The 20,864-nt window shown below is 70.1% G+C and carries 15 protein-coding genes; 4 read left to right on the forward strand and 11 right to left on the reverse strand.

Going from position 1 to position 20,864, the window contains the following annotated elements:
- The first annotated feature begins 216 nt into the window (after positions 1 to 216).
- The gene (locus P8S73_RS06335; RefSeq protein WP_249494119.1) at positions 217 to 4,077 is read left to right on the forward strand and encodes a S8 family serine peptidase; all 3,861 of its coding nucleotides are present in this window, start codon (positions 217 to 219) and stop codon (positions 4,075 to 4,077) included.
- Positions 4,078 to 4,244: 167 nt separating this feature from the next.
- On the opposite strand, the gene P8S73_RS06340 is transcribed toward P8S73_RS06335, so the two are convergent.
- On the reverse strand, positions 4,245 to 5,423 hold the full coding sequence (locus tag P8S73_RS06340) for a polysaccharide pyruvyl transferase family protein (RefSeq protein ID WP_249494120.1): 1,179 nt from the start codon (positions 5,421 to 5,423) through the stop codon (positions 4,245 to 4,247).
- A 259-nt stretch (positions 5,424 to 5,682) separates the two neighbouring features.
- Here P8S73_RS06340 and P8S73_RS06345 point away from each other — a divergent pair, with 259 nt between their 5' ends.
- Positions 5,683 to 7,158: an amino acid permease gene (locus P8S73_RS06345; protein ID WP_249494121.1), complete on the forward strand. Its 1,476-nt coding sequence runs from the start codon at positions 5,683 to 5,685 to the stop codon at positions 7,156 to 7,158.
- Positions 7,159 to 7,363: 205 nt separating this feature from the next.
- Here the strand turns inward: P8S73_RS06345 and ald are convergent, their stop codons facing one another.
- From ald to P8S73_RS06375, 6 genes are all read right to left on the reverse strand, one after another.
- Positions 7,364 to 8,452 carry an alanine dehydrogenase gene (gene ald / locus P8S73_RS06350; RefSeq protein WP_101888237.1) on the reverse strand — a complete coding sequence of 363 codons (1,089 nt, stop codon included), beginning with the start codon at positions 8,450 to 8,452 and terminating at the stop codon, positions 7,364 to 7,366.
- A gap of 201 nt (positions 8,453 to 8,653) precedes the next feature.
- Entirely contained in the window at positions 8,654 to 9,076 is a 423-nt protein-coding gene (locus P8S73_RS06355; RefSeq protein WP_249494122.1) for a DUF3151 domain-containing protein, read from the reverse strand.
- 91 nt (positions 9,077 to 9,167) lie between these two features.
- Entirely contained in the window at positions 9,168 to 10,799 is a 1,632-nt protein-coding gene (locus P8S73_RS06360; protein WP_144802062.1) for an AbgT family transporter, read from the reverse strand.
- A gap of 44 nt (positions 10,800 to 10,843) precedes the next feature.
- Positions 10,844 to 12,238: a M20 family metallopeptidase gene (locus tag P8S73_RS06365; RefSeq protein WP_259920689.1), complete on the reverse strand. Its 1,395-nt coding sequence runs from the start codon at positions 12,236 to 12,238 to the stop codon at positions 10,844 to 10,846.
- An 86-nt stretch (positions 12,239 to 12,324) separates the two neighbouring features.
- Positions 12,325 to 13,347 (reverse strand): class II fructose-bisphosphate aldolase, encoded by a 1,023-nt coding sequence (fbaA, locus tag P8S73_RS06370; protein WP_047978389.1) that lies wholly within the window; start codon positions 13,345 to 13,347, stop codon positions 12,325 to 12,327.
- A gap of 224 nt (positions 13,348 to 13,571) precedes the next feature.
- On the reverse strand, positions 13,572 to 14,921 hold the full coding sequence (locus P8S73_RS06375; protein ID WP_249494124.1) for a lipase family protein: 1,350 nt from the start codon (positions 14,919 to 14,921) through the stop codon (positions 13,572 to 13,574).
- Between the two features lie 310 nt (positions 14,922 to 15,231).
- Between P8S73_RS06375 and P8S73_RS06380 the strand changes: the two genes are divergently transcribed.
- Complete coding sequence (locus P8S73_RS06380) at positions 15,232 to 16,368, forward strand: diaminopropionate ammonia-lyase (RefSeq protein WP_145000150.1); 1,137 nt, start codon at positions 15,232 to 15,234, stop codon at positions 16,366 to 16,368.
- Positions 16,369 to 16,514: 146 nt separating this feature from the next.
- On the forward strand, positions 16,515 to 17,423 hold the full coding sequence (locus P8S73_RS06385; RefSeq protein WP_070637063.1) for a LysR family transcriptional regulator: 909 nt from the start codon (positions 16,515 to 16,517) through the stop codon (positions 17,421 to 17,423).
- Here P8S73_RS06385 and P8S73_RS06390 read toward each other — a convergent pair.
- The 4 genes from P8S73_RS06390 to P8S73_RS06405 all read right to left on the reverse strand — a co-directional run bounded on the left by P8S73_RS06390 (position 17,408) and on the right by P8S73_RS06405 (position 20,776).
- Positions 17,408 to 18,046 carry an RNA methyltransferase gene (locus P8S73_RS06390; protein WP_047978388.1) on the reverse strand — a complete coding sequence of 213 codons (639 nt, stop codon included), beginning with the start codon at positions 18,044 to 18,046 and terminating at the stop codon, positions 17,408 to 17,410. The two genes, P8S73_RS06385 and P8S73_RS06390, sit on opposite strands and share 16 nt — an antisense overlap.
- Positions 18,039 to 18,620: an orotate phosphoribosyltransferase gene (gene pyrE / locus P8S73_RS06395; RefSeq protein WP_047978387.1), complete on the reverse strand. Its 582-nt coding sequence runs from the start codon at positions 18,618 to 18,620 to the stop codon at positions 18,039 to 18,041. The genes P8S73_RS06390 and pyrE overlap by 8 nt, the downstream gene beginning before the upstream one ends.
- A 155-nt stretch (positions 18,621 to 18,775) precedes the next feature.
- Entirely contained in the window at positions 18,776 to 19,399 is a 624-nt protein-coding gene (locus P8S73_RS06400; RefSeq protein ID WP_047978386.1) for a thymidine kinase, read from the reverse strand.
- Positions 19,400 to 19,405: 6 nt separating this feature from the next.
- A complete protein-coding gene (locus tag P8S73_RS06405; RefSeq protein WP_396350256.1) occupies positions 19,406 to 20,776 on the reverse strand; it encodes an agmatine deiminase family protein in 1,371 nt (456 codons plus the stop codon).
- Positions 20,777 to 20,864 lie beyond the last annotated feature (88 nt).

The following is a 20,864-nucleotide window of genomic DNA, read 5'->3' on the forward strand; positions in this document are numbered from 1 at the left end:
CGGCCCAGTCTACCCGGAGCGCCCGGGAGGCCCGTGTGGGCGGGGCGCCGCGACCCGATCGGCGCCGGGGATGCTACTACCGCGCAGTACCCAGCTCATTTTCAGGTGTAACACAGGTGATTTTTACGAAATCGTTGCTTTTCACTGCAGAACAGCGCACCCTGGGGGCACTGTGATGCATCTCACGGCATCGCCCCCAATGTCAAAGGACGAGACATGAATCACGAAACACGAGCAGGTCGCGGCAGAGCCGCCAAGACCTGCCTGGCTACAGCCCTGGGCCTGTCGCTGGCCCTGGGAACGGTGCTGCCCGCCAGCGCCGTGGACATGACCCCGGCACCCAAATCGGATGACCTCAACACCCAGAACCCCGACAACCTCATCAGCTCCGAGCTGAAGAAGGCCGAGGGTCAGGTAGCCGTCTTCGTCCAGCTCAAGGGCCAGAGCGCCTTCGAGGCCACGCAGCCAGCAGGCGTGCGCACCGGGGGGCAGAACCCGGTCCAGGCCGCCGCCCAGGTCCAGGCCATCCGCCAGTCCGTGGACAAGGCCAGCACCACCCTGGCCTCCGAGTCCGGCTCCGAGGTGCTCTACACCACGGCCAACGCCATGCGGGGCGTGGCCCTCCAGGGCGATGCCGCCAAGCTGCGCGAGCTCGCCAAGCGCTCCGACGTCGTGAAGGTCTCCAAAATCGTCCCCAAGTTCCGCAACAACGCGGGCTCGGTCGTGGACACCGCCACCCTGGACTCCTGGACCCAGACGGGGCAGACCGGCAAGGGCGTCAAGGTCGCGATCATCGACTCGGGCATCGACTACACCCACGCAGACTTCGGCGGACCGGGCACCGCCGAGGCCTATGCGAAGGCCAAGGCGTCGAACGACCTGCCGTCCAAGGACTCGGGGCTCTACGACCCCAAGAAGTTCGTGGGGGGCTACGACCTCGCCGGTGACGACTACGACGCCCGGATCCCCACCAGCGTGGCAAAGCCGGACAACAACCCGCTGGACTGCGAAGCAGGCGGTCACGGTACGCACGTCTCCGGCACCACCGCCGGCTACGGTGTGGGCGAGGACGGCAAGACCTTCCGGGGCGACCACACCAAGCTCACCAAGGACCAGGTGGGCAAGATGAGGATCGGTCCGGGCACCGCCCCCGGGGCCGAGCTGATCGGTCTGCGGGTCTTCGGCTGCGAGGGCTCCACCAACCTGGTCATCGACGCCATGGACCGTGCTCTCGATCCCAACATGGACGGGGACTTCTCGGACAAGGCGGACATCATCAACATGTCCCTGGGCTCCGACTTCGGCCCGGCCGACGATCCCCAGAACGACCTGATCGACGCCCTGTCCCGACAGGGCATCCTCTCCGTCATCGCGGCGGGCAACGCCGGCGACTCCCACGAGATCTCCGGTTCACCGGGCAGCGCGCGTTCCGCCCTGACCGTGGCCAACTCACAGGGCAGCACCGCCGTGCAGGACAAGGCCGAGGGCCTGTCCCCGGACAGCGCCAAGGGTGAGCTGATCGGCTCGTACAGCGGCAGCTTCAACTACGCGGGTGCCAAGCCCGAGCAGCTCGAGGGCAACGTGGTCGTGGCGCCTCAGGACAACAAGTTCGGCTGCAGCCCCTTCTCGCAGGACTTCGCGGGCAAGTGGGTCATGCTCGACTGGGAGGACAACGGCCCGTTCCCGTGCGGCTCGAAGGTCCGCTTCGACAACGTGGCCGCTGCCGGCGGCAAGGGCGTGGTCCTGGAGTCCGACTACTCGGTGGACCCCTCCGCCATTGCGGGCAACGCCAAGATCCCCGGTCTGCTCATGAGCAAGGAGTCCGTGGCCAAGATCAAGCCCGCGGCCCAGGCCGGCGGCGCCAAGATCAAGATGTCCCCGGAGTGGATCGGTGCCGCCAAGGCGCAGACCGGCCACAAGGACCAGGTCAACGACTCCACGTCCCGCGGCCAGCACGGTAGCAACGGCGTCATCAAGCCCGACGTCGCCGCGCCCGGCACCGCGATCGGCTCGGCCGGTGTGGCCCAGGGCAACGGCGTGGCGGTCATGACCGGCACCTCGATGGCCACCCCGCACGTGGCGGGCATCGCCGCTCTGGTGCAGCAGAAGCACCAGAACTACAGCCCGCAGCTGCTCAAGTCCGCCATCATGAACACCGCCGTCCACGACGTGCACGCCGCGAACGGTGCGACCTCCGCGGTGGACCGCGTGGGTTCGGGCCGTGTGGATGCACTGCGCGCCGTGAACCAGGACGTGATGGTCTACGACAAGGCTGATCCCGCACTGGTCTCCTCGACCTTCGGCGTCACCGAGATCAAGGACGGCAAGCAGAGCTTCTCCCGTGAGCTGGTCCTGGACAACGCCGGCGGCGCCGCGCACACCTACAAGGTGCGCTTCGACGCCTCCACCGACGTTCCGGGTGTGACCATCTCCGCTCCGAGCTCCGTGACCGTCCCCAAGGGCGGCAAGGCCACCATCAAGGTGACCGCCACCGTGGACCGGGCCCAGATGAAGAAGACCCACGACCCCTCGGAGGCCGTGACCCAGCTGGGAGAGGCGCGTCAGTTCCTGGCCACCGAGTCGGGCCGCCTGGTGCTGAGCGAGAACGGCAAGGACATGCGCCTGCCCATGTCGATCGCGCCGAAGCCGTCCGCGGACATGCGCGTGGACAACGCCAAGCTGGACCAGTGGGACAAGAACAACACGAGCAGCGTCTCCCTGGCCGGCACCGGCCTGGACCAGGGCGGCTGGAAGTCGGCCGTGGGTGCCTTCGAGCTGGGTGCGAAGTCCGCTCGGATGGACGCCACCGACCTTGCCGGCGGCAACTCCCAGTTCGCGGACCTGCAGTACGTGGGAACGTCCTCCAACATCCCGCAGCTGAAGGCCGAGAAGGGTGATGTGGCCAAGGACGGCCTCATCAACTTCGGCATCTCCAGCTGGGGCAACGCCTCCACCATCAAGCCCGACGTGGAGGTGGAGATCCCCATCGACACCTCCGGTGACGGCCGCCCCGACTACTACGCGGCGCTGAGCCGCGTGGACGGTCTGGACTACCCCGTGGTGAATCTGTACGGCTACGTCAACGGTGAGCTCACGGTGATCGACAGCCAGCCGCTGAACGGTTCCTGGGGTGACGTGGACACCAACACGTTCGACACGAACGCCATGGTGATGCCTGTCAGCGCCGCCAAGATGGGCATTGATCCCGCCAAGGCCGACACCAAGCTGACCTACCAGGTGAACACCTACTCTGCGAACGTCAACGGCGCGGTGGACCGCTCAGGTGCCATCACGTACAACCCGGTCAACCCGAAGGTCTCCTTCCGCGGTGAGAAGTTCAATGCGTCGCTGTTCAACGACCAGCCCGGCAAGAAGCTGACCGCGCACCGAGCGTCCAGCTCGACCAAGGGTGAGGCCCTGTTCCTGCACCTGCACAACGCCACCGGGGACCTCTCCGGCATCAAGGCGGGCCAGGACGGCGCCAAGGCCGAGGTGAAGACCGTGCAGTCCCCGGCGGCACCGCCGGAGACCCAGAACCCGATGTTCAAGGACGTCCCGAAGAGCCACGTGTTCTACTCCGAGATCTCCTGGCTGGCCAACAAGGGCATCACCAAGGGCTGGCCGGACGGCACGTTCCGCCCGGGCCAGTCCGTGCAGCGTGATCAGATGGCCGCGTTCCTCTACCGGATGGCCGGCTCGCCTCAGTACACCCCTCCCACGAAGTCTCCCTTCAAGGACGTGCCCACCAGCCACGTCTTCTACAAGGAGATCTCCTGGATGAGTGAGCAGGGCATCACCAAGGGTTGGCCGGACGGCACGTTCCGCCCCGGTCAGCAGATCAGCCGCGAGCAGATGGCCGCGTTCTTCTACCGCATGGCAGGTTCGCCGGCCTACACCGCCCCCGCGAAGTCCCCCTTCAAGGACGTTCGCACCAACCAGGAGTTCTACAAGGAGATCTCCTGGATGAACAGCGTGGGCATCGCCAAGGGCTGGCCGGACGGGACCTTCCGTGCCTACGAGCCGGTCAAGCGCGATCAGATGGCTGCCTTCCTCTACCGGTTCGACCAGATGAAGTAGCCCACAGGGACGGGTTGCGGCACCCCCGCTGATCCGCCCCGTCAACCGCAAGGGCCCCGTGACCTCCACTCCAGGAGGTCACGGGGCCCTTGGCGTGGCAGTGGCACCAGGTGCGCGGCGAGCGTACGACGCCCGAAGGTCAGGGCCCCAGGCCCCGTGACCCCCGCCTACCGCCCGTAGAGCTGGGCGGCCTCGTCCCGCTTGGCCCGGACCGCCTCGGCAAACCCGGAGGGCGCGGCAAGCGCCTCGAGTCCCACGGGGTCCAGCTGCTCCCCGGCATGCCTCACGGTCCACTGGGAGCCGGCCTCCACCACGGACTGGTGCTTGACGTCGTAGTACCCGGGCTTGCCGCTGAGAGCAACCCCCCGGGCGCCGTGCAGGGCGGCGATCAGGTGGTGGTGGAACCGGGTGGTGAGCCACACCTGGTGCGGGCCGAAGGTGAAGTCCCCGTCCCACGCGGCTTGGAAGGGGATGAACCCGTCCGGTGCCACCACGTCCCGCAGCCGGTCGAAACCCACGTAGTCGTCCCCGGGAATGGCCTCCAGGTAGCGCACGGATTCGCGGGGCAGATCCCACCGCTGCAGCTGGGCGCGGGCGAATTCCAGCATCCTCTCGAGTGCTCCCTCGGCCAAGGTGTCGGATTGGATGCACAGCACCACTTCCGTGGGCGTCCACGGTCCGTCCGCCCCGGCGCTGACCCTGCCCCCGCCCTGGTCGCCCAGCAGGCCCAGGGTTCGCGCGTGGCGGGGATCCTCTGCGAGGAGGAAGGCGTCGTCGAACCCCAGGGGAATCCCGGCGGCGTCGGCGCTGGGACGGTCCCGCACGCTGAGGTGGTCCAGGTCGGAGAGGGGATCGCCGGCGAAGGGTATCAGGCCCTGGCCCGTGGCGAACAGCCGTGCTCCGGAGAGTTCGCGGACCGTGCGCATGGCGTCGACCACCTGGAAGTTCTCCGGCCAGTTCGCGTGCAGCACCCCGCCACCCAGCAGGTGCACCGTGCCCGCTTCCCGCAGCGCGAGCAGACCGGCGTCGTACTTCGGGGAGCCGAGGTCCTCGATCAGGCTGCGCATGGAGCGGTCCAGACCGTGGAACCTCTCGTGCATGGCTCGGAACACCGTGTTGACCACGTGCAGGCGCGGGTGCAGTCCTCGCAGCAGGGCGGTGACGGTCCCCGGTTCGCGCACGTCCAGCCACACGTCCGTGGTGGGCGCCACCCTGGCGAGGTGGTTGACCCAGGCCGCGGCGATCAGCTCGTCCCCGAAGTTCGGGTAGCCGGCCCAGGAGATCAGGTAGATGGGCTGCCTGCGGGTGCGAGGGACGCGGCGGTGGTCCTGCAGAAGATTGCGCATGACCGCAGACTACCGACGGCCCGGAACCTCCGCTCGACGTCAGGGCGGTGTGACCGGCGGCAGTGATGGCGTGGCGGACGGCTGCGCCGGGGGCTCCCCCGGGCGCCGCAGAACCGGGACACCGCCGCGGTCAACGGGCCACGGTTGCGCGCCGCCCGCCGTGCCGACGACGCTGTCCCCCGCCGGCGTCGACGGCTCCGCCCTGCCCCGGCCGGTGGCCGACAACGGCCCGCTGGGCGTCCGGGTAATCTTTTCTCCCATGACCTCCCCGCGCGCTCCCCACCATTCTCCCGCCGAGTCCCCGGGAACCGGCTCGGGCAGTGTGATCCACGGGGGCAACCGGGAGCACACCCCGCACGTGCCCTCGGGCCCTGAGCACGGCAGCTACCTCAAGCCCCGGCACCTGGTGATGATGGCGCTCGGCTCGGCCATCGGCACGGGGCTGTTCGTGGGCACGGGTGCCGCGATCCAGACGGCCGGTCCCGCCGTGCTGATCTCCTACCTGGTGGCGTGCACACTGCTGGTGCTGGTGATGCGGGCCCTCGGTGAGATGGCCGCGGCGGACCCCTCCTCCGGGGCGTTCTCCACGTACGCCGGCAAGGCACTCGGGCCCACGATGGGCCGCGCGCTCGGCTGGCTGTGGTGGGCGCAGATCGTGGTGGTCGTGGCCGCGGAGGCCACCGCCGCCGCGCAGCTGGTCACCGAGATGTGGCCCTCCCTGCCGCAGTGGGCGTGGGCGCTGATCTTCATGGCGGTGTTCACCGTGATCAACCTGGTGCGGGTCGGAACACTGGGCGAGGCCGAGTTCTGGTTCGCACTGCTCAAGGTGGCGGCCGTGGTCGGGTTCCTGGTGGTGGGCGTGCTGCTGCTGATCGGCGCGCTGGACGTGCCGAGCCCGGGACTGTCCAACCTCACCGAGCACGGCGGCTTCATGCCCAACGGCCTCACGGGTGTGGCCTCCGCCCTGCTGGTGGTGGTCTTCGCCTTCGGTGGCACCGAGCTGGTCACCATTGCCGCAGCGGAGACCGAGAACCCCCAGAAGAACGTGGCCGATGCCATCCGCACCATCCTGGTGCGCATCCTCATCTTCTACGTGGGTTCCGTGTCCGTCATGGTGCTGGTCCTGCCGTGGGACAACGAGGGCCTGTCCTCCAGCCCGTTCGTGGCCGTGCTCACCGAGGCCGGGATCCCCGGCGCGGACGTGCTCATGAACATCGTGATCGTGCTGGCCCTGCTGTCCGCACTGAACGCCAACATCTACGGCAGCTCCCGCATGCTGTTCTCCCTGGCCCGCCGCGGCTCGGCCCCGCGCGCGCTGGCGAACACGACGCCGCGCGGTGTGCCGCGTGCGGCGGTAGTCGCCTCGGTGGTCTTCGGCTTCATCGCCGTGGTGCTGAACTACCTGTGGCCGGAGACCGTGCTGAACGTGATGCTCAACCTGCTGGGCTCCACGTGCCTGGTGGTGTGGGGCATCGCCCTGGTCTCGCAGATCATCCTGCGCCGGCGCATGGACCGCGCTGGTGAGTCCTCGCCGCTGCGGATGTGGGCCTTCCCGTGGCTCTCCTACTTCGCGCTGGCCCTGCTCGCGGCCATCGTGGTCATCGGGCTGCTGGACCCGGCCGTGCGCATCCAGTTCATCGCCACGTTCGTGCTGGTCTGTCTGATCGCCCTGGCGTGCAAACTCTTCATCCGCAACGACGACGCCGCCCGGCCCGCTCCCGCACCCACCTCCTGACCGCGGCGCGGGACCCGGTCCAGGGCGCGAGCCCTCCGGCCACGGCACCGGCTTGCGCCGGCGAGGGGGGCGGTGGACGCGGTGGGCGCCCCTCCATGACACCGGCACCGGCCGCCGCAGGGAACGTTCCCCGCGGCGGCCGGTGCCGGCGCGTCGTCGTGCGCGGTGCCGCACCGCGCGCGTGGTGCAGCCCGAGCCGCGGCGCTCAGACCGCCGAGGGCAGGTCCGGGAAGGTCTCCGCCACGCCCGGCGTGTGGAGCTTGCCGCCACGCGTGGAGAGCCCGGTGGCCAGAGCGGCGTCGGACTCCAGGGCGGCGTCGATGCCGCCGGCGAGGCGCATGACGTACGGCGTGGTGGCGTGCGTGAGGCCCTGGGTGGCGGTGACGGGCACCGCACCCGGGAGGTTGGCCACGCAGTAGTGGCGGATGCCGTCCACCTCGTACACGGGGTCGTGGTAGGAGGTGGGGTGGGTGGTCTCGAAGCAGCCGCCCTGGTCCACGGCCACGTCCACCATGAGGGCGTGCGGCTTGAGCAGGGACAGGTGCTCGCGGCGCACGAGCTTGGGGGCGGCGGCACCCGGGATCAGCACGGAGCCGACCACCACGTCCGCGCGGGGCAGCTCCTCCTCGATCCGGTGGGCGTCGCTCATCAGGACACGGGCGTGGGGGAACAGGGCGTCCAGCTGGCGGATGCGGTCCCCGTTGGCCTCCAGGATGGTCACGTCCGCACCGGCGCCCACGGCGGCGCGTGCGGCGTGCTCGCCCACGGTGCCGCCGCCGATCACCAGCACGGTGGAGGGGACCACACCGGGCACGCGGCCCAGCAGGATGCCTGAGCCGCCGGCGTGGAACTGCAGGTGGTGCGCGGCGTTGGCGATCGCCAGGCGCCCCGCGATCTCGGACATCGGGCGCAGCAGCGGGAGGGTCCGGCCCACGCGCACGGTCTCGTAGGCGATGCCGGTGACGCCGCTGTCCAGCATGGCCTCGGTCAGCTCACGGCTGGCCGCGAGGTGCAGGTACGTGAACACGGTAAGGTCGGAGCGCAGGAACCCGTACTCCGCGGGGATCGGCTCCTTGACCTTCACGAGCAGCTCGGCCTGGGCCCACGCCTCCTCCTGGGAGGTGAGCTGCGCGCCCGCCTCGCGGTAGTCGTCGTCGGAGAACCCGGCCCCCAGACCGGCGCCCTTCTCCACGAAGACCTCGTGGCCCTGGGCGGTCAGCGAGGTGACCATGGTTGGGGTGAGGCCCACACGGGCTTCTTCGGGCTTGATCTCGCGGGGGACGGAGATTCTCATGACGGCACGCTCCTCGTGGGAAGTCCATGGGCGGCGCGCAGCACGAGGGGATGTACTCGGACTCCGCGCTGAGCCCCTGATGTGTCCCCATTGTGTCCCACGGGACTGACAGGGAGCAGGGGCCCTCCCGAATGTGACCGAGCGCCCGCCCCCACACGGGAACGGGCGCTCGGGAGCCGCACGGCGCGGCGGAGACAGAGGTCAGCGGGCCTGGATCTGCGTCGCCGCCTCCGGGTCCGAGTCGTTCAGGAACTTCTCGATCCGGGCAGCCTCGTCCGACTCACCGATCTCCGCGGCGGCCTGGCCGAGCGCGGCGAGCGCCCGCAGGAACCCGCGGTTGGGCTCGTGCGCGTACGGCACGGCGCCGTGGCCCTTCCAGCCGTGGGCGCGCAGCGAGTCCAGGCCGCGGTGGTAGCCCACGCGCGCGTACGCGTAGCCCTCCAGGGTGCGCCCGTCCGCGAGCGCCTCCTCCGCGAGGATCGCCCACGGCAGCTGCTCCTTGGGGAAAGCGGCGGCGAGGTCCTCGGCCTCGTCACCGGCCTCGAAGCGCTCGATCATCGCCTCGTTCTCTTCCAGGTGCGTGGGCTCCGGTTCGTCCAGCAGGTTCTTGCCGAGCAGTGCCACGGTGGTTCCTTTCCACGGTCGTGCGGGGGTTCGCTGCCACTGTACGCACGGTTCACGACGCCGCTCCACGCCGTTCGCTGCAGGGGTGGCCTCAGTCGCCGATCATGATCCCCACGCCTGGTCCGAGGGGCAGGCCGAAGACGTAGAACACCACCAGAATGATCACCCAGACCACCCAGAAGGGGACGACGAACGGGATCATCCGGGCCATCACCGTGCCGAGACCCGCGGAGGGCTCGTACTTCCGGAGCATCGTGAGCAGCACGACCATGTAGGGGTTCAGCGGTGTCATCACCTGGGTGGCGGAATCCCCCACCCGGAACGCGGCCTGGATGAACGCTGGCTCGAAACCGAGGATGCCGAACATGGGCACGAACACGGCCGCCATGAGCGTCCACATGGAGGACCCGGAGATGATGAACAGATTCAGCAACGAGCACAGCAGGATGAAACCGATGATCACCGGGAAGCCTGTCACCCCAGCGTTCTCGAGGGCCGTGGCCCCGCTGACCGCGATCCAGGAGCCGATTCCGGACCAGTTGAACAGGGCGATGAACTGCCCCAGCACGAACGCGAGCACCAGGAACGAGGTCATGTCCTTCAGCGCGGCGCCCATCATCACGGGCACGTCCTTATACCCACGGACAGTGCCGGCCACCCGCCCGTAGACGTAGCCGCTCACGGAGAAGAACGCGAAGATGATGAACACGATCGAGGACAGCAGCGGCGACTTGGGGAGGAACCCACCGTCCTCGTTGCGCCACGGAGAGTTGGGCACCAGGGCAAAGACCGCGAGAACCACGCCGATCAGCACGAAGGTGACTCCGCCCCACAGCAGGGCCTTCTTCTCACGGGGTGACAGGGCCGCTTCCACGTCGGGTTCCTGCGACTCGGCGACCGTCTGCTCGTCCCCCACGATGCGGATGGCCCGCGTGTCCGTCATGAGCTGCTGGGTCTCGGGACTGACCTCGTCCCGGGAGACTCCGGCGCGCTCCACCCTGGGCTCCACGATCTTGTCGATGACCCACCCGGCCACCAGTGACAGTACGAGAGCGGAGACGATGTTGAAGTAGTAGTTGGACAGGGGGTTGACCTCTGTGGCGGTCTCCGCGAGCGCCGGCACGGTGGGAATCACTGCGTTGGTGATTCCCGCGAACAGCGCGTCCAACGATGTGGGAAAGATGTTGGTGGAGTACCCGGCGCCCGCTGCGGCGAAGCCACCCAGCAGACCAGCGACCGGATGGCGACCCGCGGCCTTGAAGGCGAGCGCCGCCAACGGCGGGATCACCACGAATGCAGAGTCCGCCATGATGGAACCCACCACACCCACAAATCCCACGGTGTAGGGCAGCATCCACCGCGGTGCGCTGCCGATCGTGAAGCGGATGGCCGCGGCCAGGAACCCGGACTTCTCCGCAATGCCGATGGCCAGCAGGATGGTCGCCACCGTCACGAGCGGCGGGAAGCCGATGTAGTTCTCCCCCAGGGTGGTGGTGAACCACGCGACCCCATCCCCCGTAAAGAGGCCCTGGATGGCCACGGGCTCTTCCTTGCCCGGAACCTGCACCACCACGCCGGCCCAGGCCATGGCCGTGGAGACAACGGCGGTGATCAGGAAGAGGACGGTGAACAGCGCAAAGGGCTCGGGCAGTTTGTTGCCCACCCGCTCGATCCCGGTGAGGAAACGGTCTCCCAGGCTGTGCTTGGTGGCGGTGGCGTTCATGCGTGCTCCAACGTGGTCGGGGTGGAAGGGTTTCGCCGGGTGGTTCAGCCGAAGTAGTCGGGCACCGAGATCCCGCCACCATTGGCGCGGAAGTCCTCCGCGACGTCGGCGGCCAGCTCGTCGTCCGTCAGGTAGTCGAGGGCCACGGCGGCCAGTCCGTACGCGCCGTCGAGACCAGCCTGCTCCGCGCGCGGGGAGCCCGCCGCCTCCGCGAACTCGCGGGAGTGCAACCCCGTGTCCTCCGTGGCAATGCCGATGAGCGGGTGGATTCCGGGGACTCGGTAGCTGACGTTGCCGAAGTCCGTGGAGGCGGCCAGCACCTCGGACAGTGTGCCGGCGGGGTAGGGGTCCCGCCCACGCCGCTGCTGCGCGAGGACCCAGCGGTCGGACAGCGGGCCGTTGCTGAGCACGGGCAGCGTGGCCGGGGAGGTGTCCCACGCGATGCTCACGCCCACGCCGGCCATCAGCGCGGCCCCTTCCATCACCTCGTTCACCCGTTGCGACAGTGCACTGAGTGTCTCGGGGCGTTGCGAGCGCACGTAGAGCCGCAGGGTGGCGGACTCGGTGATGATGTTGGGCCGCTCCCCACCGTCCGGCAGCACGGCGTGTATCCGGTCCGTGGGCGGGGTCTGCTGACGCAGCAGACCGAGCCCCTGGTAGGCGAGCACAGCACCGTCGAGCGCATTGCGCCCCATGAAGGGGTGCGACGACGCGTGGGAGGCCCGGCCGTGGAAGGTCACCTCGCACTGGCGCCGTCCGAGCCACACCTGGTCCACCAGATCGGTCATGTAGGGGTGGACCATGGCGGCGGCGTCGATGCCCTCAAGCGCACCGTTGCGGGCCATGATCTCCTTGCCACCCTCCCCCTCCTCTGCGGGGGTGCCCAGGTAGACCACGCGCCCGGAGAACGCGCCGGGGTCCTCCCGCAGCAGCTCGGCGAGCGCGACGAACGCCCCGAGGCCCGTCACCGCGATCACGTTGTGCCCGCAGCCGTGGCCGATCCCCGGCAGTGCGTCGTACTCGGACATCACCGCGATGGTGCGGTGGGAGCGAGTGTCGAAGTCCTCGGAGGAAACCTCCGCGTGGACGGCGGTGTCCAGCCCGAATGCGGGGCTCTGCGCCTCGATCCCGTGCCGGGTGAGGTGCTCCGTGATGCGCCGCGCGGCACGGTGCTCCTGGAACGCCGTCTCCGGGTCCTGGTGCAGCTCGTGCAGGGTGCGCACGAGGTCCTCGGACTGCTCGTCCACCAGGGCCTGCAGGCGCTCCTGCGCCGCGGACGCCGCACCGTGGTGATCCCGCAGGTGGTGGGTGAGCTCCTGCTTACGGCGCTCCGTGTCCCGCTGCAGCTGATGCAGGTACGCGTGTGATGGCTCACGCAGTTCGTGGTTCGGGGCGGGCTGTGGTGCGGAGGGCGCGGGTTGCTCGTGCGGGGATGCCATGCCCAGGACAGTACCAAGTGAGCTGACTCACAGCACAGCGGCGCCCCGCACGCGGACGTGCGGGGCGCCGGAGAGAAACGTGCGGGCTACTTGATGGACGTGCCCGCGGATCCGAGGTTCTGGCAGGCCTCCACCACGCGGGCGGCCATGCCGGTCTCGGCCTCGGCGCCCCACACGCGGGGGTCGTACTTCTTCTTGTTGCCGACCTCGCCGTCGATCTTCAGGACACCGTCGTAGTTGCTCAGCATGAAGCCGGCCACGGGGCGGGTGAACGCGTACTGGGTGTCGGTGTCCACGTTCATCTTGATCACGCCGTAGGAGACGGCATCCGCGATCTCCTGGGCGGTGGAGCCGGAGCCGCCGTGGAACACGAGGTCGAACGGGCGGTCCTTGCCGATCTTCTTCCCGACCTCGTCCTGGATCTCCTTGAGCAGCTCGGGGCGCAGGCGCACGTTGCCGGGCTTGTAGACGCCGTGGACGTTGCCGAAGGTCAGGGCGGTGATGTAGCGGCCCTTCTCGCCGGCGCCGAGCGCCTCGATGGTCTTCATGCCGTCCGCCACGGTGGTGTAGAGGGAGTCGTTGATCTCGCCGACCACGCCGTCCTCCTCGCCGCCCACGGCGCCGATCTCGACCTCCAGGATGATGTGCGCCTTGTTGGTGCGCTCCAGCAGCTCCTGGGCGATCTTCAGGTTCTCGTCCAGGGCGATCGCGGAGCCGTCCCACATGTGCGACTGGAAGATGGGGTCCTCGCCGCGGGCCACGGCCTTCTCGGACTCGGCGAGCAGCGGAAGCACGAAGCCCTCGAGCTTGTCCTGCGGGCAGTGGTCGGTGTGCAGGGCGATGTTGACGTCGTACTTCTTGGCCACCTCCCGGGCGAACGCGGCCATGGCCAGCGAACCCGTGACCATGTCCTTCACGGAGGAGCCGGACCAGTACGCCGCACCGCCGGTGGAGGCCTGGATGATGCCGTCCGAACCGGCCTCGGCGAAACCGCGGATCGCGGCGTTGAGCGTCTGCGAGGAGGTCACGTTGATGGCCGGGTACGCGAAGCCCTTCTCCTTGGCCCGGTCGATCATCTCGGAGTAAACGTCAGGGGTTGCGATGGGCATGGAGTGCTCCTTCTTCTGGGTTCCCGATGCACGGTTGGACCGTGGCCTGAGGCCTGTTCCCAGTCTAGGCGACCAGGGGCCTGGCTCCTGTGGCGCGGATCATGATTCGACCGCCGTCACATGCTTTTTTGCAGGTCCGCGGCGGGCACGACGCCGCCGCACCAGCACCGCGCCCCGGTCCCGCGTGTTTGCGGTACCGGGGCGCGGCAGCTCAGCTCACGGCCTCACAGCCGCCAGCACGAGCTGGTTTGCGGGATGCCGTTGAAGCGGGCGTCCAGGTAGGCGAGCATCGAGGGGATGCCCTCCACGTAGCCGCCCAGGTGGGTGGGGGTCACCAGTGTCTGCAGGGACACGTTCGTCCCGGCGGTGCACCAGCTCTTGGCGAGGTTGCGCCCCGCCTGGTAGGGCACGACGTCGTCCGCGAGCCCGTGCGCGACCCGCACCGGCACGGCGGGGTGGCGGCCCGTGGCACCGTTGTCCTGAGCCTTGAGGTACGCCTTCAGCTCGGGGTCCTCGAGCAGCTGGGAGAACGAGCGGCCGTCCGCCGTGAGGGTCGTGGAGGGCACCAGGGCTTCACCCAGGACACCCCCGATGACGCAGCTCTCCTGGGCCTTGTCGTAGCGCTTCTGCCCCTCCGCGTTGAGCTTGCTCCGCACGTCCACCCCGGAGTCCTGGGCGGCGCCCATCACGTAGAAGGACAGGCCCGTGAACAGGCTGGAGTCGATCTTCTTGCCCGTGGCCACGAGGTCCGCGGGCGGGGCACCCACCCACGCGCTCTTGATCTTCAGCTCGGGGGCGTACTGGGGTGCCATCTCCACGGCGGAGGCGGTGGCTCCGCCACCCTGCGAGTAGCCCACGGCGGCCACGGGCGTGGTGGCGTCCATGCCCTTCACGCCGAGGCGCTGCGCGGCACGCACCGCGTCCAGCACGGCGTGGCCCTGGTCCACGCGGTTCATGTAGGTGTGGGTGCCCTCGGTGCCCAGGCCGATGTAGTCCGGAACCACCACGTTGTAGCCGGCGTTGACCAGACCGGCCAGGCTGATGCCCTCGTAGTTCATGCCCATGGCCAGCTGGCGGGAGGGGGCGCACGGGTCGCCCATGCCCTGCGTGCCCGGGGACAGCACCACCAGCGGGCGCGGGCCGGCCTTCTTCCACGCCGCCTTGGACTCCAGCACGGTGCCCGTGGTGGGCACGGCCTGGTTCTTGCTGTTGGTGGTCTTGTACATGATGCGCGTGGAGGACGCGTTGGGCTTGATCAGCTTGACGGGGTCCAGGTAGAACGTGGAGGCCTCCGAGCGCACCATGTCCCCGTCCGTGGCCGGCAGCTGGGCCGGGGTGTCGTAGAACGCGCCGCCCGTGGTGGCGGAGAGCTTCTGCAGCGCCTGCCCCCGAGCCACGTCCTCCCGCGTGAGCCCCTCCTCCTGCAGTGCCTGGTCCTGGGCGGAGCGTGGCAGCTCCGAGAAGCCCCCGTCCGGCGGCGGACTTGCCGGGGTCTCCGCATGTGCGGGCTGCAGACCCGCCAGCAGCAGCCCGACCCCCAGGGCGAGAGCACCCACTGAGCGTCGGAGGGGCATGGGCCGTGCAGTCGTTGAAGTTGGAGCCATGTGAACCTCCGGTGATGTGACGTGACTCACGTGACGGTACTGTGACTTGGCGGCCCCGGCCAGAGTTCGGGAGACCACGTGTTGCCCCTCATTTGCATGCAATGACATGGGCTTGTACGGGCCACCCACTCCCGCCCCCGACGGCAGCACACCCGTTCAGCCACCACGGCGCCAACCACCCGAGGGGATCGCACCCTCCGGTCAATTTGAAGCAACGCAGGACAATTACGTGTAGAAACTACTGCTTTTCTTATTCTTCAGACGCCGGGAGCATGGAGGCATGACCACCCCACACACCGCCTCCCCGTACCTCAACATCCACGCCGCCCAGTGGCGCACCACTCCCGGGCGGGCCTCCGCCCACGAGCTGCACCGCAGCATGACCGGCTACGCCCCCACCGCCCTGCGGGAGCTGCCCGCCCTGGCCGCGGAGCTCGGCGTCGGCCGGGTGTTCGTCAAGGACGAGTCCGACCGCCTGGGCCTGCCGGCCTTCAAGATCCTCGGTGCCTCGTGGGCCGTGTGCCGCGCCGTGGCCCAGCGGATCGGGCTGCCCGCCGAGAACATCACGGTCGAGAGCCTGCGGGACGGTCTGCGCGCCGCGGGCTCCCCCCAGCTCACGATCGTCACCGCCACGGACGGCAACCACGGCCGCGCCGTCGCCCGCATGGCCGCCCTGCTGAGCCTGCGCGCCCGCGTCTACATCCCGGGCGGCGTGGGTGACACCGCCGTGCGGGCCATCGAGGCGGAGGGCGCCCCGGTCGTCTTCGGCGGGCCCTCCTACGACGACGCCGTGGCCACCGCCGCGCGCTCGGCCGCCGGTCCCGACGAGCTCCTGGTCCAGGACACCTCCTGGCCGGGCTATGAAGAGGTGCCGCGCTGGATCGTGGAGGGCTACATGACCCTGTTCGCCGAGGCCGACGAGCAGCTCGCGGCAGCAGGCACCCGCGGCCCGGACCTCGTGGCCTGCCCCGTGGGGGTCGGCGCCCTGGCCCACGCCATGGTGGACCACTACCGGGGCGTGGCCCGCAGCACGGCGGCCCTGCTCACGGTGGAACCGCGCACCGCGGACTGCGTCGCCCGGTCCTTGCGGGCCGGTGAGCCCGTCACGGTGGACACCTCCACCCCCACCATGATGGCCGGACTCAACTGCGGGACCCCCTCCGGGATCGGGTGGCCCACCATCCGGGACGGGGTGAGCGCGGCGGTGTCCGTGACCGAGGACGAGTGCCGCCGCGCCGTGGGTGATCTGCAGGGACTGGGGCAGGACTCGGGACCGTGCGGAGCGGCGTCGTTGGCCGGGGTGCGCGAGCTGCTGGGCGCGCCGGGCGCACGCGAGGAGCTGGGGCTGGGCGAGGACTCCGTGGCGCTGCTCATCAGCACCGAGGGGCTCGGCGCCAACCCGTTGCCCGCCGCGTGACACACTGAGCCACGAGACAGGGGCCCGTGGCCCCGCGGCGCCTCTGACGGGGGCGTAGCGCGCACGGCGACGCCCCGACGACGACGCCCCGCGCCCTGCCGCCGCACCGCAGCGCCGTGCCGACCGCCCCCCCGAGAGGAGACCCCGTGCTGAACGTGGACCGGCTGAGGATCCTGGCCGAGCTGAGCCGCCTGGGCACCCTCACGGCGGTGGCCGAGACCCTCTCCTACAGCACGTCCGCGGTGTCCCAGCAGCTGCACCAGCTGGAGAAGGACGTGGGGGCGCCGCTCGTGGAGCGGGTGGGCAGGCGGCTCGCGCTGACCGACCAGGGCACCATCCTGGCCGGGCACGCCCGCACGATCCTCGCGGACCTGGAGCGTGCGGAGGCGGACGTGCTCGCCGCCGCGAGCGAGCCGCGCGGCACGGTCACAGTGGCGGCGTTCCAGTCGGTCGCGACCACCCTGGTGCCGGCCGCGGTGGGCATCCTGCGTCGCGAGCACCCCGGGATCGAGGTGGTCTTCCGGCTGGGTGAGACCGACGAGGCCCTGGCCGCACTGCCCGGCGCGGGTGTGGACGTGGTGATCGCCGAGAGCTACCCCGGCGCGGTCACACCGCCCACGCCCGGGGTGGTGCTGGTGCCGCTGCTCGAGGATCCGCTGCGGCTGGTCGTGAGCGCGGAGCGCGCGGCGCTGCTGGACCCGGGCCAGGACGTCCTGGGCCAGCTGGCCGACGCCGCCTGGGCCGGCGAACCGCAGCACACCCCGCCGCGCGAGTGGCTGGGTGAGCGGTGCCGACGCCGCGGCTTCGAACCGCGCGTCACGTGCGTCTCCGAGGACCTCTTGGTGCAGGCGGCATTCGTGGCGGGCGGGCACGCGGTGGCCGTGCTGCCGGAGCTGGCACTGGGCTCCGCCCCGGAGGGGATCGTGACCCTGCCCCTGGATGATCCCGCCCCGTGCCGCACTATCACCGCCGCGTGGCGGGAGAGCGCGCGGAACCACCGGGCGGCGCAGGCGGTGCTGGAGGCGCTGCGGTGGGCCGTTCAGCCGACCCGCTGACCGAACACGTGCCGGCGGATCCAGGCGTGCATCGTTACCGCTGCTGCGGCCCCCGCGTTGATCGAGCGGGTGGAGCCGAACTGCTCGATGGCCAGCACCGCGTCCGCCTGGTCCACAAGCTCCTCCGAGACCCCCGGGCCCTCCTGGCCGAAGACCAGGACGCAGCGCTCGGGCAGGTCGAACGTTTCGATCAGCTGCGAACCGGGGACGTTGTCGATGGCCAGCACCGCGAGCCCCTCACCGCGCGCCCACTCCACGAACTCCGCGACGCTCGCGTGGTGGCGCACGTGCTGGTAGCGGTCGGTGACCATGGCCCCGCGGCGGTTCCAGCGGCGCCGCCCGATGATGTGGACCTCGCGCGCCAGGAAGGCGTTGGCAGTGCGCACCACGGAGCCGATGTTGAAGTCGTGCTCCCAGTTCTCCACCGCCACGTGGAAGGCGTGGCGCCGCGTGTCCAGGTCCGCGATGATCGCGTCCATGCGCCAGTAGCGGTACGGGTCCGCCACGTTGCGACGGTCGCCGTTACGCAGCAGCTCGGGGTCCCAGTGCTCCCCGGTGGGCCACTCGCCGGGCCAGGGGCCTACGCCGACCACGCGGTCAGCGGGAAGCTCCGGCTCAGTCAAGCCCCAGCTCGTCCTTGGAGTAGGCGTACAGGCACGGGACGCCCGCGGTCTCCTCGATGCGCTCCTTGGCGCCGGTGCGGCGGTCCACGATCACGGCCACGGCCACCACGTTCGCGCCCGCCTTCTGCAGGGCCTCCACCGCGGTGAGCGCGGAGCCGCCCGTGGTCGAGGTGTCCTCCACGACCACCACATTGCGGCCCACCACGCTGGGGCCCTCCACCTGGCGGCCCATGCCGTAGGACTTCTGGGCCTTGCGCACCACGAACGTGTCGATCGCGCGGTCCTGGTCCCCGGCGGTGCGCATGATTGCGTGGCCCACCGGGTCAGCGCCCATGGTGAGGCCGCCGGCGGCGTCGAACGCGATGCCCGCCTCGTCCAGCAGACCCAGCATCACCTGACCCACGTAGCGCGAGGCCTCGTGGTGCAGCGTCACCCGCCGCAGGTCCACGTAGTAGTCCGCCTCGATGCCGCTGGCCAGCGTGACCCTGCCCCGCACCACGGCGAGGTCCTTGATGAGGTCGCGCAGGCGCTCGCGGGCGGTGTCCAGGTCCACGGGAGAGAAGTCGGTGTTCATGCGCCCAGCTTACGGGCCCGGGCGGCGCGGCAGCGGGGACGACGGCGCTCGGTCACCCCACTCGGGTGACCTCACGGCCGTGGGCAGACCAGACCCGGGCCGCCGAGGTGCCTTGGCAGGGAAGCCGGGGCTGCGGCGTCGTCATCGCGCGGGCCTCACCCCAGCCGACCGCCGGACTCGCGCAGGTAGCACGCCGCGCACAGGGACTCGTAGGTCACGGCCACACCGTCGATGGCCACCTGGTCCCCCTCGAACACGAAGTCCTCCCCCGCCCTGCGGGTGTTGAACACCGCCTTGCGACCGCAGCGGCAGATGGTCTTGAGCTCCTCGAGCGAGTGGGCGAGTTCCATGAGTCGCTCGGAGCCGGGGAAGGAGCGGGTGCGGAAGTCCGTGCGGATGCCGTAGGCCATCACGGGAACCTCGGAGAGCACCGCGATGCGCAGCAGGTCGTCCACCTGCTCGGCCTCGAGGAACTGGGCCTCGTCCACCAGCAGGCACGCCACGGGCTGGGCCTCCACGTGCTCGAGCAGTGCGTCCGGGTCGTCGCCCAGGGCGTGGCGCTTGAACAGCCCCATGACGCTCTCACCCGGCGGGATGAGGAAGTCCACTGACCGGGTGACACCCAGGCGGGAGAGGATCTGGTCCTCGCCCTTGGTGTCCACGCGGGGCTTGGCGAGCAGCACACGCTGCCCGCGCTCCTCGTAGTTGTAGGCGGCCTGGAGCAGCGCCGTGGATTTCCCGGAGTTCATCGCGCCGTAGCGGAAGTAGAGCTTGGCCACGGTCGGTCAGTCTATCGACGCGCGCAGCCACGCCTTCGAAGGGCGCGGCCAGCGCTGCACCCGGCCGTCCTCGGAGGTGGCCTCCACCGCGTACTCGATCTCCCCGCAGTCCGGGCCCTGTGGCAGGTGGGCCGTGTACTCGCCGTTCAGCGCGGTCTCCCGCATGGGCGTGCGGGTGGTCTCCGCGTCGTCCGCCTGGCGGCTCAGCAGGGCCACCGCCTTCACCCGGGTGCCGCCGCAGCCCTCAGCGCGCACGCGCATCAGCGAGGGGTTCTCGGGCCCGGGGCGGCGCACGGACACGTGCATCATCCTCGGGTCGAACACCCCGCGCACGCGGCAGTGCAGCACGTCCCCGTCCCGCCAGCCGGTGGGGCCCGTGTTGCGGGGGTTGCGCACCGCGTGGGGCTCCTTGTCGAAGGAGAACGTGTACCCGCGGACCTCGTAGCCCGGCATGGCCTCGCGCCACTGCTCCAGGGCCGTCTCGTCCTCGGGGATGCCGTAGCGCGGCACGTAGACCACCTTGTTGAGCACCACCGAGTTCACGTACGGCGCCAGCCCACCGTGGGGACTGATGCCGGTGTCCATGCGCAGGATCTCGAAGGGCCGCCCCCAGCGGGTGAGCAGCGGTTCCAGGTGCTCGGTCACGATCGCGTCGTAGCGCTCCCGCAGCGGGTGGTCGGCGGGCGGGCGCAGTACCAGCAGCCGCTCCTCGTCCAGGACCTTGAGCAGGCAGTCCGCGTGCTGGATGCCCCAGTTCTCGTAGTCGGGCAGCACCACGTGCTCACTCATGCCCGTGGCCGCGGAGGCGTCCTGGCGCACCTCGTCCCACGTGGCGCCGTCGAACGCGTTCTCCGCCACGAGCACCTGGGTGCTGATGAGCAGGTCGTGGCCGTCCGAGAGCACGTTGCCCCCGGTGAAGGCGTGCGGGAGCCTCTCGAACGGCAGCCCCAGCGCCCGGGCGAGCGTGGGCTGGGCACGCTGGTCCACGGGCTCGTACTCGAGTGCGGCGAGGGGCTCCCGGTCCGCGGTCTCGAGGGGCGCGCCCGGTTCGTGGGCCGTGAACGGGGTGGCGTAGACGTACCGCGGGCCCACGCACCACAGCTGACCGTGCTCGTCCATCACGGGGTGCGGACCCCAGTCGCGCACCCACACGGCGTCGTCACCCTGCGGCGCACGGACGAACGTGACCCGGTCCGGGGAGACGCCCTGGGACGCGAACCACGAGGCGGCGTCGTTCTCCGAGGCGGCGTCCGTGACGAGGACCCAGAGGTGCTCGTCCAGCGCGAGGTCCCGCAGCAGGGCTCCCGGCAGGGCCGCGGGCCACGTGACGAAAGCCCCGAGCGCGGGCTCCCATTCGGCGACAAGTCGTTTCTTCACGGGAGAGCGCCTTTCCATGCCGGCAGAAGTTGGGAGGTCACGGCCCCTGCCCCGGCCGCGTGCTGCGCAGTGTTCACACTAGCCCCCG

Origin of the sequence: Kocuria sp. ChxB, from assembly GCF_044359605.1 — a bacterium.
Classification (GTDB): domain Bacteria; phylum Actinomycetota; class Actinomycetes; order Actinomycetales; family Micrococcaceae; genus Kocuria; species Kocuria rhizophila.

Coding starts and splice junctions, on each gene's coding strand:
- P8S73_RS06365 (WP_259920689.1), bottom strand. CDS start 12,238: ATGGCATCCCCGCACGAGCAACCCGCGCCCTCCGCACCACAGCCCGCC.
- P8S73_RS06345 (WP_249494121.1), top strand. CDS start 5,683: ATGACCTCCCCGCGCGCTCCCCACCATTCTCCCGCCGAGTCCCCGGGA.
- ald (WP_101888237.1), bottom strand. CDS start 8,452: ATGAGAATCTCCGTCCCCCGCGAGATCAAGCCCGAAGAAGCCCGTGTG.
- P8S73_RS06380 (WP_145000150.1), top strand. CDS start 15,232: ATGACCACCCCACACACCGCCTCCCCGTACCTCAACATCCACGCCGCC.
- P8S73_RS06335 (WP_249494119.1), top strand. CDS start 217: ATGAATCACGAAACACGAGCAGGTCGCGGCAGAGCCGCCAAGACCTGC.
- pyrE (WP_047978387.1), bottom strand. CDS start 18,620: ATGAACACCGACTTCTCTCCCGTGGACCTGGACACCGCCCGCGAGCGC.
- P8S73_RS06375 (WP_249494124.1), bottom strand. CDS start 14,921: ATGCCCCTCCGACGCTCAGTGGGTGCTCTCGCCCTGGGGGTCGGGCTG.
- fbaA (WP_047978389.1), bottom strand. CDS start 13,347: ATGCCCATCGCAACCCCTGACGTTTACTCCGAGATGATCGACCGGGCC.
- P8S73_RS06340 (WP_249494120.1), bottom strand. CDS start 5,423: ATGCGCAATCTTCTGCAGGACCACCGCCGCGTCCCTCGCACCCGCAGG.
- P8S73_RS06360 (WP_144802062.1), bottom strand. CDS start 10,799: ATGAACGCCACCGCCACCAAGCACAGCCTGGGAGACCGTTTCCTCACC.